The sequence below is a fragment of the Novosphingobium sp. 9 genome (assembly GCF_025340265.1).
Lineage (GTDB): Bacteria > Pseudomonadota > Alphaproteobacteria > Sphingomonadales > Sphingomonadaceae > Novosphingobium.
This window is the reverse complement of sequence record NZ_CP022708.1, coordinates 444,842-461,543: the sequence shown is the minus strand read 5'-3', so window position 1 is coordinate 461,543 and position 16,702 is coordinate 444,842. Positions and strand designations below refer to the sequence as shown.

Annotated in this window: 10 protein-coding genes and 2 pseudogenes; 6 read left to right on the top strand and 6 right to left on the bottom strand. The window is 65.0% G+C overall.

The features are described from left to right. Positions 1–65 precede the first annotated feature (65 nt). The 6 genes and pseudogenes from CI805_RS16785 to CI805_RS16755 all read left to right on the top strand — a co-directional run bounded on the left by CI805_RS16785 (position 66) and on the right by CI805_RS16755 (position 7,367). The gene (locus CI805_RS16785) at positions 66–743 is read left to right on the top strand and encodes a response regulator transcription factor (protein WP_260929385.1); all 678 of its coding nucleotides are present in this window, start codon (positions 66–68) and stop codon (positions 741–743) included. A gap of 2 nt (positions 744–745) precedes the next feature. Continuing rightward, on the top strand, positions 746–2,152 hold the full coding sequence (locus CI805_RS16780) for a sensor histidine kinase (RefSeq protein ID WP_260929383.1): 1,407 nt from the start codon (positions 746–748) through the stop codon (positions 2,150–2,152). 197 nt (positions 2,153–2,349) lie between these two features. Then, positions 2,350–5,241 carry a tannase/feruloyl esterase family alpha/beta hydrolase gene (locus CI805_RS16775; RefSeq protein ID WP_260929382.1) on the top strand — a complete coding sequence of 964 codons (2,892 nt, stop codon included), beginning with the start codon at positions 2,350–2,352 and terminating at the stop codon, positions 5,239–5,241. A 156-nt stretch (positions 5,242–5,397) separates the two neighbouring features. After that, positions 5,398–6,623, top strand: a pseudogene (locus tag CI805_RS16770) (PepSY-associated TM helix domain-containing protein). A gap of 285 nt (positions 6,624–6,908) precedes the next feature. After that, positions 6,909–7,196, top strand: a complete 288-nt coding sequence (locus tag CI805_RS16760; protein ID WP_260929377.1) for a hypothetical protein — start codon at positions 6,909–6,911, stop codon at positions 7,194–7,196. 48 nt (positions 7,197–7,244) lie between these two features. Continuing rightward, positions 7,245–7,367, top strand: coding sequence for a hypothetical protein (locus CI805_RS16755; protein WP_260929374.1), 123 nt, complete (start codon positions 7,245–7,247; stop codon positions 7,365–7,367). Between the two features lie 196 nt (positions 7,368–7,563). Here CI805_RS16755 and CI805_RS16750 read toward each other — a convergent pair whose 3' ends face one another. From CI805_RS16750 to CI805_RS16725, 6 genes and pseudogenes are all read right to left on the bottom strand, one after another. Then, positions 7,564–8,787, bottom strand: coding sequence for a molybdopterin molybdotransferase MoeA (locus CI805_RS16750; RefSeq protein ID WP_260929372.1), 1,224 nt, complete (start codon positions 8,785–8,787; stop codon positions 7,564–7,566). Between the two features lie 4 nt (positions 8,788–8,791). Beyond that, positions 8,792–9,592, bottom strand: coding sequence for a uroporphyrinogen-III C-methyltransferase (gene cobA, locus CI805_RS16745; protein WP_260929370.1), 801 nt, complete (start codon positions 9,590–9,592; stop codon positions 8,792–8,794). After that, positions 9,579–12,202: pseudogene (locus CI805_RS16740) on the bottom strand (molybdopterin-dependent oxidoreductase). Before CI805_RS16740 ends, cobA begins: the two are co-directional and overlap by 14 nt. Beyond that, the gene (gene nirD, locus CI805_RS16735; protein WP_260929369.1) at positions 12,202–12,552 is read right to left on the bottom strand and encodes a nitrite reductase small subunit NirD; all 351 of its coding nucleotides are present in this window, start codon (positions 12,550–12,552) and stop codon (positions 12,202–12,204) included. Before nirD ends, CI805_RS16740 begins: the two are co-directional and overlap by 1 nt. 5 nt (positions 12,553–12,557) lie before the next feature. Further along, complete coding sequence (nirB, locus tag CI805_RS16730; protein WP_260929699.1) at positions 12,558–15,098, bottom strand: nitrite reductase large subunit NirB; 2,541 nt, start codon at positions 15,096–15,098, stop codon at positions 12,558–12,560. A gap of 277 nt (positions 15,099–15,375) precedes the next feature. Continuing rightward, entirely contained in the window at positions 15,376–16,632 is a 1,257-nt protein-coding gene (locus tag CI805_RS16725; RefSeq protein WP_260929367.1) for a nitrate/nitrite transporter, read from the bottom strand. Positions 16,633–16,702 lie beyond the last annotated feature (70 nt).

Here is a 16,702-nt window from a genome sequence, read left to right as displayed (position 1 = left end):
CAACGTGATATGCCTCCGGCAACCGCAAGCCGATCGAACGAACTTGCGGAAACAGGGAGAACACGATGCGTGTACTTGTCGCAGAAGACGACAACCCGCTGGCTTGTGAGCTTGCCCGCGTGCTGCGCACGGCAGGCTTTGCCGCAGACACTTCGGCCAATGGCGAGGATGCGGCCCATCTGGGCGACACCGAACCCTACGATGCCGCTGTCGTCGATGTCGGCATGCCGGTACTCGACGGGTTCTCGGTGGTCCGGCAATGGCGGGAGGCCGGTCGCAACTTTCCGGTCCTGATCCTGACGGCGCGCGACACCTGGACGGACAAGGTTCAGGGGTTCCGCGCCGGAGCGGACGATTACCTGACCAAGCCGTTCGTGCCCGAGGAAATCGTGCTGCGGCTGCGCGCCATGATCCGCCGCGCCAGTGGCTTTGCGGCGTCGCGCATCGCGTGCGGCGAACTCGTTCTCGACAGCCAGAACGGCACTTTCGAACTGTCGGGCCAGCCGCTGCGCCTTACCGGTTTCGAATGGCGCATCCTCTCAACGCTCATGCTGCGCAAGGAACACGTCATACCGCGCAGCGAAATGATCGAACGGGTTTACGAATTCAATTCCGATGTCGATTCAAACTCGATGGAAGTCATTATCGGACGCCTGCGCCGCAAGATCGGTCCGGTACGCATCGAAACCGTACGCGGTCATGGCTATCGCATGACAGCCCATCCGGCGCCGCCGCCGCGGTGAGCATGTCCGCTGCGAGCAGCCTTCGGAACAGGTCCGCCACGCGCCCGACACGCGCAGAAGCATCGCGAGGAACGCGGCTGTCGATCCATGCCCGCATCGCGCTGCTGGCCGCGATCTCCGCCTGTCTGGCGCTCATCGCTTGCGGTTTCGCTATGAAGTACTGGGTATCCCACGTCGTCAGCGACAACCTGAACGACAAGCTCGATACACAGGTTCTGGTACTGGCGCGCGCCGTTACCCCGGATGGGCATTTCGATCAATCGCGCGTGCTGTTCCTGCCCACGCTCGAAAACCCGGCACAGGACTGGAGCTGGCGGGTGGAGACCGCTCGTGGCAGTTGGGGCAAAGGCAGCGCCATAACGGCCATCAGCCTGTTTCCGGACGGCCATCAGTACATCCGCGGAATCTACAGTGCCCACGCGCGATCCGGCGCGGGCAATCCGCTCCATGTCCGGTTGCGCCGCCTGTCGTTGCCCTCCGGCCCTGCCCGTGTCATGGTCGCCGCGCCAGACCGCGTGATCGACGAGCCCGAGCATGCAGCCTTGCGGCAGATCATCGGCACACTTGCGCTCCTGAGCGTCGGGCTAGCCGCCGCAACGCTTGTCCAGCTCCACGTCGGGCTGCGGCCGATCCGCCAGTTAAGCCATGCGATCGCCGCTGTCCGCGCCGGAGAGCGCAAGCTGGTGCCGGACGACCAGCCTGTCGAACTACGCCCGCTGGCGCTCGAACTCAACGCGCTCGTGACACAGAATGCCGAAGGCCTGGCGCATGCCCGCCGTCATGTCGCCAACCTTGCGCATGGAATGAAGACGCCGCTGGCCACGCTCGCGCTGCGCCTCGCACGCGAGGAGGCGAGCCCTGAAAGCCGGGCGCTCGTGGCCGATCTCGACCAGCGCATCGCCCACCATCTGCGCCGTGCACGCGCAGCGGCGGCGGGTGTCGGCACGCGCGCACGCGCCGATCTGGAACCGGTTGCGCGCGACCTGCTCTTCGCCATGCAGCATGTCCACGACCGGCGGGGGCTGGCCTTCACGCTGGACGTGCCTTCCCCGTGCCCGCTCGCGGTCGATGCGGAGGATCTCGACGAGATGGTCGGCAATCTGCTGGACAACGCCTGCAAATGGGCGCGAACCCGCGTCAGTCTGGCCGCCCTTGCGGAAGGCAGCCATTGCGCGATCACGATCGCCGACGATGGTCCAGGCATCTGCGAAGAGGGGCTGAGCGAAGCCATGACACCGGGCATGCGGCTCGACGAAAGTCGGCCCGGCTACGGTTTCGGCCTTTCGATCGCACAGGAACTGGCCCAGCTCTACGGTGGCAGTCTGGAGCTGGGGCGCTCGGAACATCTCGGCGGATTGCTGGCCCGCCTCACATTGCCGCGCCCTGCCCTGCTCCATCGCGACGGCTGATCTCCACAGGCACGCGCAGTTCAGCCACCCGCTGCAATCCATGGCGGGACCGTGCATATCCCGCCATCACGCCTCGCTTTCCCGAGCCGTTCATTTTCGGTTTGGCCGAACCTCCTACCCATCCTTGACAGGCCGTCCTTCCAGTCTTTCCGGACGGACCAGGGAAAAGCCGCGATGTCGCGGACGGGGAGAGGAAAATGATCGCCACGCGCCAGTCATGTCGGCAGCCAACGACCGTGCAACGCGCACGGTTGGTGGCCGCGCTCGCCGCCACGCTGGGTCTCGCTTCGGCGGCCCTTGCGCAGACCGGTTCGCATCACGCGCCCGCCGATTTGGGGCCTGCGCCCGATCCTGAAACCGCTCCCGGTATCGTCCTGAACCGTTCCGGCCTGCAAGTTCGCATTGCCCTGCCCGATGCCAGAAGCGGTTTCTATCGCGGAACCCGTTTCGACTGGTCGGGGATGATTACCCGCGTCACCATGAACGGATCGCAGTTCTACGGCCCCTGGTTCGATGCCCTCGCACCCGACATCCATGACTTTGCGGATCTGCCGAGCGGCATCGTGGTCAACCCGCTCAATGCCGGGACCGGGCCTGCCGAGGAGTTCGCCAACCGTGATGGCGAGACCGTTCCGGGCTACAATGCCGCGCCGGTCGGCGGGACCTTCATCAAGATCGGCGTCGGGCGCCTGCGCAAGCCGGATATTCAGCCCTACGATCACTTCCGGCCATACGCGATCGTCGACGGCGGTCGGTGGACGGTACGGCGGGCCAAGGACCGCATCACCTTCATCCAGCGCCTGCTGCCGGACGCGACAGGGTTCGGCTACGAATACGAAAAAACCGTCAGCCTCGCGCCCGGCGGGGTCATGACCATCGCGCACCGGTTGCGCAACATCGGCAGCAAGCCGATCGACACGCAGGTCTACAACCACAATCTCGCGCGGTTCGACGATGCCGGGATCGGTCCGGGTGTGAAAGCAGAGTTTCCCTTTCCGATCACCGGTTCCGCACCACCGCCCGCGCTGGCGCGCGTCGAAGGAAACACGCTTCGCTATATCGCCCCGCTGCAGCCGGGAGACCGCGTGCAACTGCCTGCTCAGGGCGAAAAGAAGGCCGCGCCCCCGGAGCCTTCCGCGTCACCGGCGCGAACGGGGCCAGCATTACCATGCAGACGGATACGCCGCTGGTGCGCACCGTGCTCTGGTCGATCCGCCATGCCGTGGCCGTCGAGCCGTTCACGGCCATCCACGTCGCCCCCGGCGCGCAGCAGCGCTGGTCGTGGCGCTACACATTCACACCGGCCTCGGCGGCGAAATAAGCCGACAATTGGGAGGGATATGACAATGAAACACCGGTCGAAACTCGGTTTCGGAGCGATCGTGGGAGCAGCCTCGATGCTGTTGCTTTTCACCCAGAGCGCCCATTCGGATCAGCCCGCGCCGCCTCAGGCCCGCGCACCCATCGCAGAGCCACTCGATCTGGCCGTGATCAAGCCGCAGATGGCCTGCGCCGCACTGACGTCGACCGACGTTTCGCAAACCGTCGGTGCTGTGGCCCACGTCGATGCTGCCAGTATCGTCGATGAACCGGGAACCGCTCCCTATTGCTCGGCCAAGGTCTCGGTCGACAACTACGCCCATTTTGAACTGCACCTGCCGACCGACGTATGGACGCAGCGCCTGCTGTTCGGCGGAGGTCCCGGCGCTCAGACCGCTTCGGGGATGAAGCTGGATCGCTTCGCGACCGTATCATGGGAAGATCTGGGCCGACGGGATAACGAAGACCTGCTGGCCAACGACTATCGCGGCGAGGTCAATGCCGGGTATCGCGGGATGCACCTGCAGGTTCTGGCCGCCAAGGCGCTGATCGCCAGATTCTATGGCCGCAAACCCCGCTTCTCCTACTACAACGCCTGCTCTAACCCGGCACGCGAAGGCATGATCGAGGCGCAGCGCTTCCCGCTCGATTTCGACGGGATCGGCGCGGGCTGCCCGCCCATCAACACCACCGTCAACAACGGCCTGTTCACCGCGTGGAACGTGATGACCAACACCGGTCCCGACGGCGCCCCGATCCTGACTGCCGACAAGCTGCCGATCCTGCACAAGGCAGTGCTGGACCAGTGCGATGCGGCGGATGGAGCCACGGACGGCATCGTCTCGCTGCCCTATGCCTGCCACCCCGACATTGCCGTGGTAGAGTGCAGGCCGGGCCAGGAGCCCGCCACCTGCCTGACCCCGGCGCAGATCCATGTCGCACAGGAAATCTATCGCGGCGCGCATGACAAGGCGGGGCGCAAGCTCACTCCCGGCGGCGTCCTGCCCGGATCGGAACTCGCCTGGACGGCGACGATCGTTCCCGGCAATGGCCCCTTCAACGGACCGGAAGAAGCGCGCAAGGCCACGGAAAAGGCCATCCGCTCGCACTACAGCCTGCCAGCATTGCCAGCCTCCTGGAAACTGAAGGATCTGACCTTCGATCATGCCTCGTTCGAGGCCACGACCAAGTACAGCTATCTTCACGACGGCACCAACCCGGACCTTTCGGGCTATGCCAAGGCGGGACACAAGCTGATCCTTTGGATGGCATTGGCCGATACCAACGTCATGGTTCACCAGTCCGTCCTCTATTATCAGGCGCTGCAAAGCCAGATGGGCGAGAAGACGGTCGACGGTTTCGTCCGCTTCTACGTGCTGCCCGGCGTCTACCATTGCGGCGGCGGCGATGGCCCTGTGATCAGCGACCTGCTCGAACCGCTTATGCTGTGGGTCGAGCGCGGGATCGCACCGGCAGCGCTTGCCGGGGTTCACCGTCCGCGCGGGCCGGGAATGGAGCAAGGGGCGGGACCGCGTCAGGCCACCCTCGCCGCGCCCGACCTGACCCGGCCGATCTACCCCTACCCCTACATCGCGCAATACACCGGGAAAGGTGATGTCCGGGTTGCCGCCAATTTCGTGAAGGGCGCTGCACATCCGGCCCCGGCCGGTCTCGGAAACTGGCCCGGCGCCGGATTCTACAAGCCCGGATACATGCGCTGGTGCACCGCCACGGCCACATCGATCGATTGCACCACCACCCGCCAGTAATTTCAGTCTCAGCCCCTGAGCGTTGCGCCTCGTCCGTCGCGCCGCTCAGGGCAAAGGGAGTGCCCACCTTTGCCAGACCTCAACCCTTCCCCGCCCGCGCCCGTCCGGAAGGCCGCTGCCCCGCCCGTTGCCAGACGAAGCGGCAAGTCGATCGAAATGCGCACCGTGCACCGGGTGCTCTCGCTCATCGCCTGCCTGTTCCTGCTCTATATCGGCGTGACCGGAACCCTGATCCAGACGCTGGACCTGACGGCACTGCTTACCGGCAAGCCCGAGAGCGACCCAACGATGCAGTCGATCAATGAAGGTCGGTTCGGCAACGGGTTCTACTCTGCGGTCACACGCGCAGACTGGAGCTCTGCCTCGCTACCGGCCAATGTCGACGTCGCGCGCGGCTTTTCCCTCGCGCTCACCCACTTCCATGAGGTGCGGCCCGACATGACCCCGGCCTTCGTCGAACTGCGCATGGTGGACGGGCGCGTCGTCGGTCAGGTTGCCTATGCCGATCCCGGCGCCCCGCCCGACCCCCGCCGCATGGGGACACCGGTTTCAGCGCTCGCATTCGATATCGCGACCGGGCGACAGGTCGCGCCCATCGACGTGCGCGGCGCCTACCCGGCCCCCTCGCTGCGCCAGACGCTCAAGCAATGGCATCGTTTCTGGGGACCAAACTTCTTTGGCCTGCGCGACGTGCCCGGCGTCTATATCGAACTGCTGTGCGGCCTTGCCATGTCTGCCCTGATCGTCACCGGGCTGGTCATGTATTTCCGCCTGCTCAAGCAGCGTCGCAAGATCAAGCGACCCGGCATGTTCTGGATGACTTCGGACAGATGGCGCTCGCTGCATCGCGGCGTTTCGGTGGCCGCATCCGTACTGCTCATCCTTGTCGCCTTCAGCGGCACCTGGATCGGGTTCGAGAGCGCCTATGCCACCTTCAACCGCCACCGCCCCCGCCCGAAACACTGGCGATCAGCGATGCGCAGGCCGCCACCGTCGCACGAAGCACAATGCGTGCGTTCAGAGCGCAAGAGCCCGACACACCGATCCGCGCCATCCGCGCCCGCATCTGGTACGGCCAGGCCGAAGGCGCGGTCGTCACCGCAACCGATCCCACGCGCCAACTCGTCTACAACACCGCCAATGGCCAGCGACAAGGGCTCAGTTCACCGCTTTATCCCAGGTCGGCCTTCCCCTTCGGAACCGATGTGCATGAGTGGATGAAGCACTTCCATTCCGGCGAACTGCTCGGTTTGCCGGCGCGGATGCTCGATCTGCTGGCGGGAATTTCGCTCGTCTTTCTATCGGCCTCGGGGCTGTGGATGTACATCGACCTGTGGAGGAAACGCGCAAGATCGGGTCGCAAGGCGCTGTTCTGGAGATAGGAAATCTTCGCCACGAAATAAATTAACGAAAATGATAAATATTAAGCAATCATCATGTTGAAATATGATTTTCTTCACCTTTAAAATGGCCAATTAACAGTATTCAAAATCGATACCGAACCTTATCGACGTCAGCAGAAAATTTTTATACTTACTAAGACAATCAAATACTTCACGTGACTGGACCACAACGCCGTCAGTCGCTGCTACGCGGGCGGCAAGATCAGGAGAGCACCCCGACATTGGTAAACCCACCATTGAAATCGTCAGGTACCTTCCTTGGACATGGTCGATGAGCCTGACCGTAAAATTGCCGGACTCGACAAGGAGATTACACGGAGCGCCCGCGAGAATAAGGTTGCTCGACGGCTGATGAACATCCCTGCCATCGGATCGATCAAAGTCACCGTGATCGGTCCGATGGCACTGCTAACAGAGACGTTCCAACATTGCCGGGGCTTTGGGCCAGCCCACTACAAAGATTTACAGGAGACACAACAAAGCTTGGCCGGACATCAAGGATTGGCGAACCTATATTCAGGCGATTGCCTATCAGCAGCAGTAGCTCCGTAGTGCAGCAAGCGAGCCACCGTGGGGCACTCGACGAAGCCTGGGGCGCGCATGCTGGTTCGCACTGTCGCGCTGACGAAGAAGATGGCACGTACCGCATACGAACAAGACGGATTACAAGCCTCCGTTGGCAGCGGCGGCCTAGAAACCGGCGAAGTCGCCAGCGGTCGTTGAAAGTTGGAAGGGAGCGGGAAGGTATAGGCCGATGCCGGCATCACCCATTCGAACCCGTTCTCTCGAGCGTATGTCAAAGTAGCATTAAGTCCACCACGCGGTATGGACATGCCCGATGAAAAGTATCCCGTTAATCAGCACACCGGCTTCGTCAGACCCGAAAGCGGCACGATTGGCCACCGGCAGCCCCCTCATATCAAAAGCGCAGGCAACGTACCTCGGAACCTGCCTCCATCGATGCACAATGCGCGAGACGCTCCACCAGCAGGTCCGCCTGAGCGAGCATCATCTGTGCCGATGCCTCCTGTCGTTTGATGATGCTCACACCATTTCCTGCGCTTTCTCCGGTCGCACACAGGAACTGGTCGCGATCGCTGCCGGATGGCGCATCGTGGAGCAAACGGCGCAGGCTCCATTGCAGGGCGTGATCAAAACCCGCACCGGACAGCGCGCAGATCATCGGCGCCAGAAACAAGCGAGCCGTCGTCATCGCGGCTGTAGGATTCCCCGGCAAACCCAGCACATGCGTGCACCCGATCCTGCCATACCACAACGGCTTGCCGGGCTTCATCGCAACCCCGGCAAAGGCCAGTCGCAAGCCGAGCGGCGCAAACGCTGCCCGTGCCATATCCCGGTGCCCGTGCGAAGCGCCACCGGCAATGACGAGCAGGTCCGTTTCTTCCAGAGCTGACATTGCCTTTGCACGGAACTCATCCATCCGGTCCCTCGATCGCTGGCTGCCCATCGGTTTTGCACCCCATTGGCGCGCCATCAGCAGCAGCGCCTCGCTCAGGCTGTCAGGAATCGTATCGATATCCGGCGCGGCGCTGCCTGGGGGCACGAGTTCATCGCCATTGGTCAGCACCCGCAGCCGCGGCTGTCGCCATACCGGGAGCGTGTCGATGTCGGCTGCGGCTGCCACCATCATGGCGCGAGGGTCGATACAGGTGCCCGCAGGCAACAACCTCGTGCCTTTCGCAAAGTCGGATGCACGCGGCCGGACATGCGGCTTGCCCGAGGTGCGCGGGAGGATCACGAACCTGCCGTCGATACGCGCGTGTTCGCCCATCACGACCCGGTCCGCCCCGACCGGCATCGGCGCGCCGGTGGAGATGCGCATCGCGGCACCGGGACGCAGAGGGAGCGGCTGGCCGCCACCGGCTGCGCTTTCCCCTTGCAGCACGAGCCGTGCAAGGTCGCTGATCAGGTCCACGGAGCGAATGGCGAACCCGTCCATCGCCGCGCTGTCCCGGCGCGGTGAATCAATTCGGGCGACGGCGTCGCCTGCGAGGATCCGGCGGCCGGCCTTCGCCAGCGGAACCCATTCCATCCCCAGTGGCGAGCAGCTTTGCCTGACGATCGCCTGGGCGGCGTCGAACGTCGTGGCGGCGTAGCAGGGCAGTTCGGGTGCCGTGGCCATGCCTCTACTCCGCGACCGAAAACGGCAGAGGCAACGTCGCTGCCGAACCGATGGGCACCATGCCGTCAGCCTGTGCCACGGCCTCTCCGATCAGGATCAGGGTCGGTCGATCCTCGGCAAAGGCCTGGGCGACCAGCGGCAGCAGGTCCAGCCGGGTGCGCAACTGCTGTTCCTGCGGCAAGGATGCGTCGCAGGTGATCAGGGCGGGGGTCGAGCCCGGTAAACCGGCGGCGATCAGGGCCATGCTCAGTTCGGGAGCGGCTTCCCGGCCCATATAGACCGCCAGCGTACAGGCAGGATCGGCGAGCGAGTGCCAGTCCAGATCGAGCGCCTGACCGTTGCGGCTATGCGCGGTGACGAACTGCACCCGGCGCGCGATGCCCCGCAACGAGAGCGACATCCCGGCCGAAGCCGCGACGGCACTGGCAGCGGTGATGCCTGGGCAAATGCGGACCCGGACCTTCGCCTTACGCAAAGCCGTCATTTCCTCGGTCGCGCGAGCGAACATGGCGGGGTCGCCGCCCTTGAGACGGACTACGCGTTTGCCTGACAGTGCAGCGGCGACAAGCATCTCGTCGATGGTCTGCTGGTCCCTGGAATGGCGTCCCGACCGCTTGCCGACGCTCACCCTTTCCGTACTATCGGGGATCAGATCGAGCACGCCCTCACCGACAAGGGCGTCGTAAAAGACGATGTCCGCCACTCCGATCAGCTTTTCGGCCTTGCGCGTGAGAAGGTCCGGATCGCCCGGCCCCGCACCGACCAGCCAGACTTCACCGGGGGCGATCAGTTCATTCGGCTGCATCGAGGACCTCCTCACTGGTCTGGCTGAGTATCTTGGCAAGCGCGGGGCGGCACGAGCCGCAATTGGTTCCAGCGCCGAGCGCCTTGCCGATGGCGGGCACGTCCACCAGTGCCTGCGCGCGAATGGCGGCGACGATCTGGTTGAGGCCGATGTCGAAGCAGACGCAGACGGTCGCGCCCTTGTCGGGCTGGCTGCCCGGCCCGCGCGCGGCAAGGACGGTCGCGCCGACGCCCTCGACCGCGAGTTGCCCGATCAGCCAGTCGCGCGACGGGAGCAGGCCGGTGCGCGTGACGAACAGCACGCCCGCCAGCCTGCCTTCGACCACGATCGCGACGCGGCGCGAGCCTCGGGTATGGTCGATGGCTTCGATGCGCTCACCCTTTGGCAGGCAGGCTTCGATGCGGGCGCCAGCGCCATTGCCCGCGATCTCGTAGAGCGCGCCGCCTGGCACCGCCACGCGCGTCGCCCACATGCAGGGGACACGGGCGGGTTCGTCTCCTCGCAGGATGAGGAAGCCCTTCCACTCGGTCTCGACCCTGGCGAGCGCGGCGGGGGTGGACTTGAAGCCGGGCTGGCCGGAGTGCGGATCAACCAGCGGACGCGGCAGCAGTCCCGTGCGACCGCCAGTGGAAATCTGGTCGGTCCAGTGGATCGGCGTGAAGATCTCGCCCGGACGCTGGCCATCGCTGAGCATCACGCGGAAGGTGCTCTGGCCCTGCGGGGTCGAGACGCGGGCCAGATCGCCATCCCGCAACTCCAGCGCGGCGGCGTCGGCGGGGTGGACCTCGACCAGCGGTTCCTCGCGATGGCGCGCCAGCTTGGGGGCGAGGCCGGTGCGGGTCATCGTATGCCACTGGTCGCGGTAACGTCCGGTGTTGAGCGTCAGCGGCCAGTCGGCAAGCGGGGCCTCCAGGTCCATCTGCCCGACCTTGACCATCCGCGCGCGTCCGCTTGGCGTCGGGAAGCGGCCATCGGCAAAGGGCGTACCGCCCCAGCGGAACGGCTCCATCGCGTCATAGGCCAGGTTGCCGATCGCGGCATGGGTGGCAAGGTTCAGAACGCGCGCGCCGTCATTTTGATAGGCGGTCAGGCGCGCATGTTCGCGCCAGATGTCGGCGGGCGTATCGTAGGCGAAAGCGCTGCCCCAGCCCATCCGGCGAGCGACTTCCTTGACGATCCACCAGTCCGGCTTGGCCTCTCCGGGCAGGTCCATGAACGGACGCTGGCGGCTGATCGTGCGTTCCGAATTGGTGACGGTGCCGTCCTTCTCCCCCATGCGGCGGCGGGCAGGCGGACGTCGGCATGGGCAGTGGTGTCGGTGTTGGCGATGACATCGGAGACGACGACGAAGGGGCATTTCTCCAGTGCCGCGCGCACGTTTCCGGCGTCCGGCAGCGACACGGCCGGGTTGGTCGCCATGACCCACAGCGCCTTGATCCGCCCTTCGCCGATGGCGCGGAACAGCTCCACCGCCTTGAGGCCGGGCTTCGTCGCCATCGTCGGCGCGGCCCAGAAGCGGCCGACGCGGGCGACGTTCTCGGGCGCGAAGTCCATGTGCGCCGCCAGCGTCGAGGCAAGCCCGCCGACCTCGCGCCCGCCCATCGCATTAGGCTGCCCGGTGATCGAGAACGGCGCCGCGCCCGGCCGGCCGATCCGCCCCGTCGCGAGGTGGACGTTGATGATCGCGTTGACCTGATCGGTGCCGCGGATCGACTGGTTGATCCCTTGGCTGAACAGCGTGACCGTGCGCGGGTTGGCGGCGAACAGTTCGTAGAACTTCAGCAGCAGCGCGGGGTCGAGGTCGCAGGTCTTCGCCGTGCTCCACACGTCATGTCCGGTAGCCAAGTGCTCCCAGAAACCCTCGGGCACCTCGACGTGGGCAGTCATGAACGCCCTGTTGATCGCACTTTGCCCGACCATGTCCTGCTCGGCCAGCCATGCGAGGAGGCCGTTCATCAGCGCGACGTCGCTGCCGGGGCGCAGCGGCAGGTGGAGGTCGGCGCCCTCGCACGTCTCGGTGCGGCGCGGGTCGATGACGATCAGCTTCGTGCCCCGTTCGGCGCGCGCGGCCTGGATACGCTGGTAGACGATCGGGTGGCACCATGCGGTGTTGGAGCCGATCAGTACGACAAGGTCGGCCTTGTCGAGATCCTCGTAAGCGGCGGGCACCACGTCCTCGCCGAAGGCGCGGGTGTGGCCGGCCACCGCGCTGGACATGCACAGGCGCGAATTGGTGTCGATGTTGGCCGAGCCGATGAAGCCCTTCATCAGCTTGTTGGCGACGTAATAGTCCTCGGTCAGCAGCTGTCCCGAAACGTAGAACGCTACGCTGTCCGGCCCATGGCGGGCGATGGTGTCGCGAAAGCGCTTCGCCACGAGATCCAGCGCCTTGTCCCACCGCACGCGCCGCTCGCCGATCATCGGGTGGAGCAGGCGGCCGGTCAGCCCGACCGTCTCGCCCAGATGCGTACCCTTGGAGCAGAGGCGGCCCGCATTCGCCGGGTGCGCTTCGTCGCCCCGGATCGTCACCTCGCGCACACCGGTCGGGGTGGCCGAGATGCCGCAGCCGACGCCGCAATAGGCGCAGGTCGTGCGGACCGCCTCGCGCATCAGGCAGCGTCCTTCATCATTTCGGGACTCCTGGCTTCGGGACGGGCCAGCAGGATGCGCCCGTTCTCCTCGCGCACGGCGATGGTCGGGGTGCAGCCGCTGTCCGCCCCTTGCGCCTCGCCGCTGGCCAGCGCGATGTTCCAGTTGTGCAGCGGGCAGGAAACCGAGTGCCCATGGACGATGCCCTGGCTGAGCGGCCCCTTCTTGTGCGGGCATTCGTTGACGAGCGCGAAGACCTTGTCGTCGCCGGTGCGGAACACGGCGATCTCCGGTTCCCCGTCAAGGCGCACAGTGCGGGCGCCGCGCTGGGGGATGTCGCTGAGGGTTCCGATATCGATCCAGTCGGTCATGGCGTTCACTCCGCGGCTTCGAGAGCATGAGGTTGGAGCGGCTGGTGCAAGTCGGCGCGGTCGCCCGAGGCGCGGCTTTCCCACGGATCGTCCTGGCTGAAGCTCTGCGAATAGAGGAACCGCGCGGCGAGCGCCTTGCGCCCCGCCTCGTCCTCGACCACGCGGGACTTCACGTAATCGACACCGACACGCTCTATCCACGGTGCAGTGCGCTCCAGATAGCGCGCTTCCTCGCGGTAGACCTGGATGAAGGCTGCGCAGTATTCGAGGGCCTCTTCCTCGGTCGCGACCTTGCACAGGAAGTCGGTGGCGCGCACCTTGATGCCGCCGTTGCCGCCCACGCTCAGTTCGTAGCCGGAGTCCACGCAGACGATCCCGAAGTCCTTGATCGTCGCCTCGGCACAGTTGCGCGGGCAGCCGGAGACGGCGATCTTGAACTTGTGCGGCATCCACGAGCCCCAGGTCATCCGCTCGGTCTTGACGCCGAGACCGGTCGAATCCTGCGTACCGAAGCGGCACCACTCCGAACCCACGCAGGTCTTCACCGTGCGCAAGCTCTTGCCATAGGCATGGCCAGAGACCATCCCGGCGGCGTTGAGATCGGCCCATACGGCGGGCAGATCCTCCTTCTTGATCCCGAAGATGTCGAGGCGCTGGCCGCCGGTTACCTTGACCATCGGCGCATCGTACTTCTCGACCACGTCGGCGATCGCACGTAACTCGCGCGGGTTGGTGAGACCGCCCCACATGCGCGGGACGACGGAATAGGTGCCGTCCTTCTGGATATTGGCGTGCATTCGCTCGTTGACGAAGCGGCTCTGCTGATCGTCCACGTATTCGCCCGGAAGCGCGCAGAGCAGGTAGTAGTTGAGCGCCGGGCGGCAGGACGAACAGCCGTCCGGCGTTGCCCAGTGCAGCTTGTGCATCACTTCGGGGATCGAGCGCATGTCCTGCGCCACGATCTCGCGTCGCACATCGTCATGGGTGAAGCTGGTGCACTTGCACATTGTCTTGGGGCCGGATTCCACCTCCTCGCCCAGCGTTAGCGCCAGCAGGTTCTCGACAAGGCCGGTGCACGATCCGCAACTGGCCGAAGCCTTGCAACCGGCACGCACCGCATCAAGGCTGCAGGCGCCCGCCTCAATGCAGCCGACGACCTGGCCCTTGGAGACGCCGTTGCAGCCGCAAATCTCGGCATCGTCCGAGAGCGCTGCAACGGCCGCCTTAGGGTCCGCCAGCCCACCTCCGGAGGCGAAGGCCTGCCCGAAGATCAGCAGGTCGCGGATTTCGGAAACGTCTTCGACCTTCTTCAGCAGGTCGAAGTACCAGCCGCCGTCTGCCGTATCGCCGTAGAGCACGGCGCCGATGATGCGGTCGTCCTTCACCACGACGCGCTTATATACGCCGCGCGCCGCATCGCGCAGCACGATGTCCTCGCAGCCTTCACCGCCCGAGAAGTCGCCGGCCGAGAACACGTCAAGCCCGGCGACCTTCAGCTTGGTCGAGGTGACCGAGCCGCGATAGCCGGTGTGCCGGTCGGTGAGCCCGTCGGCGAGGCTGCGGCACATGTCCCACAGCGGCGCGACGAGACCATAGACGTTGCCGTCATGCTCCACGCATTCGCCGACCGCGAGTACGCAAGGATCGCTGGTGACCATGTGGTCATCGACCTTGATGCCGCGATTGACCTCCAGCCCGGCCTCGCGCGCCAGCGCGGTGGCGGGGCGGATGCCCACGGCCATGACCACGAGGCTGGCGGGAATCTCGCGCCCGTCCTTGAGGCGTACGCCCTCAACCTTACCCTCGCCGTAAATCTCGGCGGTGTCGGCGCCGGTCAGGATAGTCTGGCCGCGCCCTTCCAGCGCGGACTTGAGCAGCCAGCCTGCCGCCTCATCCAGCTGGCGCTCCATCAGCGTGGGCATGAGGTGGATGACGGTGACCTTCATGCCGCGCAGGGTCAGACCATGTGCGGCCTCCAGCCCCAGCAGGCCGCCACCGATGACCACCGCCGAGCCGCCGCCTTGCGCTTTTCCGGCCTCAGCCGCCGCCAGCATCGTGTCCACATCGTTCATGTCGCGGAACGAGATGACGCCGGGCAAGTCCTTGCCGGGCACCGGAATGATGAAGGGATCGGAGCCGGTCGCGATCAGCAGGCGGTCGTAATGCACCGTGCGCCCCAAGCGCGAGGTGACGGTCCTCGCCGCGCGATCGATCGCGGTGACGGGATCGCCGGTGATGAGGTCGATGCCGTGCTCGTCGTACCACTCGCGGGTGTTGATGACGATCTGCTCGAAGGTCTTCTCGCCCGCCAGTACTGGCGAGAGCATGATGCGGTTGTAGTTCACATGCGGCTCAGCGCCGAAGATGGTCACGCGATAGCGGCTCGCATCGCGGGCCAGCAGTTCCTCGACCGCGCGGCAGCCCGCCATGCCGTTGCCGACGACGACCAGATGCGCGCGCCTGTCATCACCGTTGGCGTCGCCACTCGGCATGATCAGCGGGTCATCATAGTCGGAATTGGGTTCGATCCCGTCCTGAAAGTCCATGTTCGAAACTCCGGCAGTGTCATGGGAATGGGTCATGGGAAATGGAGTTGAAAACGAGAAAAGGCCGCCATCCAGACCCCCGGCACGAAACCGGAAGTCAGGATGGCGGCCTTGCCATCATTCGGTGCCTACGTGCCCCGACAGTGGAGCGTTTCGGCGATTGTTAAGGACAACGCTGTCCCTTGCACTGCAACATAAAGGGAATCGCCTGATCGCTCAAGCGATTCCGTAACGCGCCTGTCAGATCGTCGGGTACTCAATCCGACCTCACGAATACTCAGATGCGCGCGCCGGTGTTCCAGGTCGCGCGCCAACGGGACTTGACCATTGCCACCGAGGCAAGGGCCACGACCGCGAGACCGGCAAAGATGAGGAAGCCCGGCGCAAAGCTCCCGGTGAACTGCCTGGCAAGGCCGAGCGAGCTAGCAAGGTAGAACCCGCCGACGCCGCCTGCCATGCCGACGAGGCCCGTCATCACCCCGATCTCGGCCTGAAAGCGCTGCGGAACCAGCTGGAACACCGAACCGTTGCCGGTGCCCAGCGCCAGCATTGCCACCACGAACAGTCCGAGCGCCGCAAAGAGGCTCGGGGCCTGAGACACGCCGACGAGGGCAATCGCCGCCACGGCATAGACCACCATCAGCGCCTTCACGCCACCGATCCTGTCTGCCAGCGCGCCCCCCATCGGACGGACCAGCGATCCGGCGAAGACGCAGCCTGCGGTGCAATATCCGGCAACGACAGTGCTAAGGCCGAACTGGTCGGTGAAGTAGATCGGCAATGACGCGGCAAGGCCCACGAAACCGCCGAACGTCACGGCATAGAAGGCCATCAGCCACCATGCATCCGCCTGCCTTAGCAGCGCAGCATAGTCCACCAGTTTGCGCGGGGCAGGCCGGTTGGGTGCATCCTTTGCCATGAGGAGGTAAAGCGCCAGGACTATCGTCAAAGGAATGCAGGCCAGGCCCAGCACCGCGTTCCAGCCGAACATCCTGGCCAGGGTCGGTGCGAAGATGGCTGCAAAGACAGTGCCCGAATTGCCCATGCCGGCAAGGCCCATCGCCTTGCCCTGATGCTCGGCCGGATACCAGCGACTGGCGAGCGGCAGCGCAATGGCGAAACTGGCGCCCGCAAAGCCCAGGATCACGCCCAGCGCCAGCGTTCCGCCAAAGCTCGTGATGCCCATCGACCAGGCAAAGAACAGGCCGGTGATGACGATCATCTGATTGATCGCGCCTGACCGCTTGGGGCCGATACGATCGACGAGAAGACCGTTGACGACGCGCAAGACAGCGCCCGCCAACGTTGGAAGTGCCACCATCAGGCCCTTCTGCGCAGGGGTAAGGCCCAGTGTCCTGGAAATCTCGGGTGCCAGCGGGCCGAGCAGAACCCAGACCATGAAGGCGAGGTCGAAATAGAGAAATGCGGCAATCAGGGTCGGCGTGTGGCCGGACTGCCAGAAGCCGACGGCGGGCTTTTCCGCGGGTGCAGGCACGTCATTGTCTTCGTGAGGTCGCAAGAATGCGGTCGCCATGGAACGTCCCCCATAGATTATGAAAGCGGACACGAAAAAAGCCGCAGCCCGGACGTCACCCTTGCGGTGA

Bases quoted from the DNA above. Each gene is read 5' to 3' on its own strand.
- CI805_RS16785 (WP_260929385.1), top strand. From the start codon at position 66: ATGCGTGTACTTGTCGCAGAAGACGACAACCCGCTGGCTTGTGAGCTT.
- CI805_RS16780 (WP_260929383.1), top strand. From the start codon at position 746: ATGTCCGCTGCGAGCAGCCTTCGGAACAGGTCCGCCACGCGCCCGACA.
- CI805_RS16775 (WP_260929382.1), top strand. From the start codon at position 2,350: ATGATCGCCACGCGCCAGTCATGTCGGCAGCCAACGACCGTGCAACGC.
- CI805_RS16760 (WP_260929377.1), top strand. From the start codon at position 6,909: ATGGTCGATGAGCCTGACCGTAAAATTGCCGGACTCGACAAGGAGATT.
- CI805_RS16755 (WP_260929374.1), top strand. From the start codon at position 7,245: ATGCTGGTTCGCACTGTCGCGCTGACGAAGAAGATGGCACGTACCGCA.
- CI805_RS16750 (WP_260929372.1), bottom strand. From the start codon at position 8,787: ATGGCCACGGCACCCGAACTGCCCTGCTACGCCGCCACGACGTTCGAC.
- cobA (WP_260929370.1), bottom strand. From the start codon at position 9,592: ATGCAGCCGAATGAACTGATCGCCCCCGGTGAAGTCTGGCTGGTCGGT.
- nirD (WP_260929369.1), bottom strand. From the start codon at position 12,552: ATGACCGACTGGATCGATATCGGAACCCTCAGCGACATCCCCCAGCGC.
- nirB (WP_260929699.1), bottom strand. From the start codon at position 15,098: ATGGACTTTCAGGACGGGATCGAACCCAATTCCGACTATGATGACCCG.
- CI805_RS16725 (WP_260929367.1), bottom strand. From the start codon at position 16,632: ATGGCGACCGCATTCTTGCGACCTCACGAAGACAATGACGTGCCTGCA.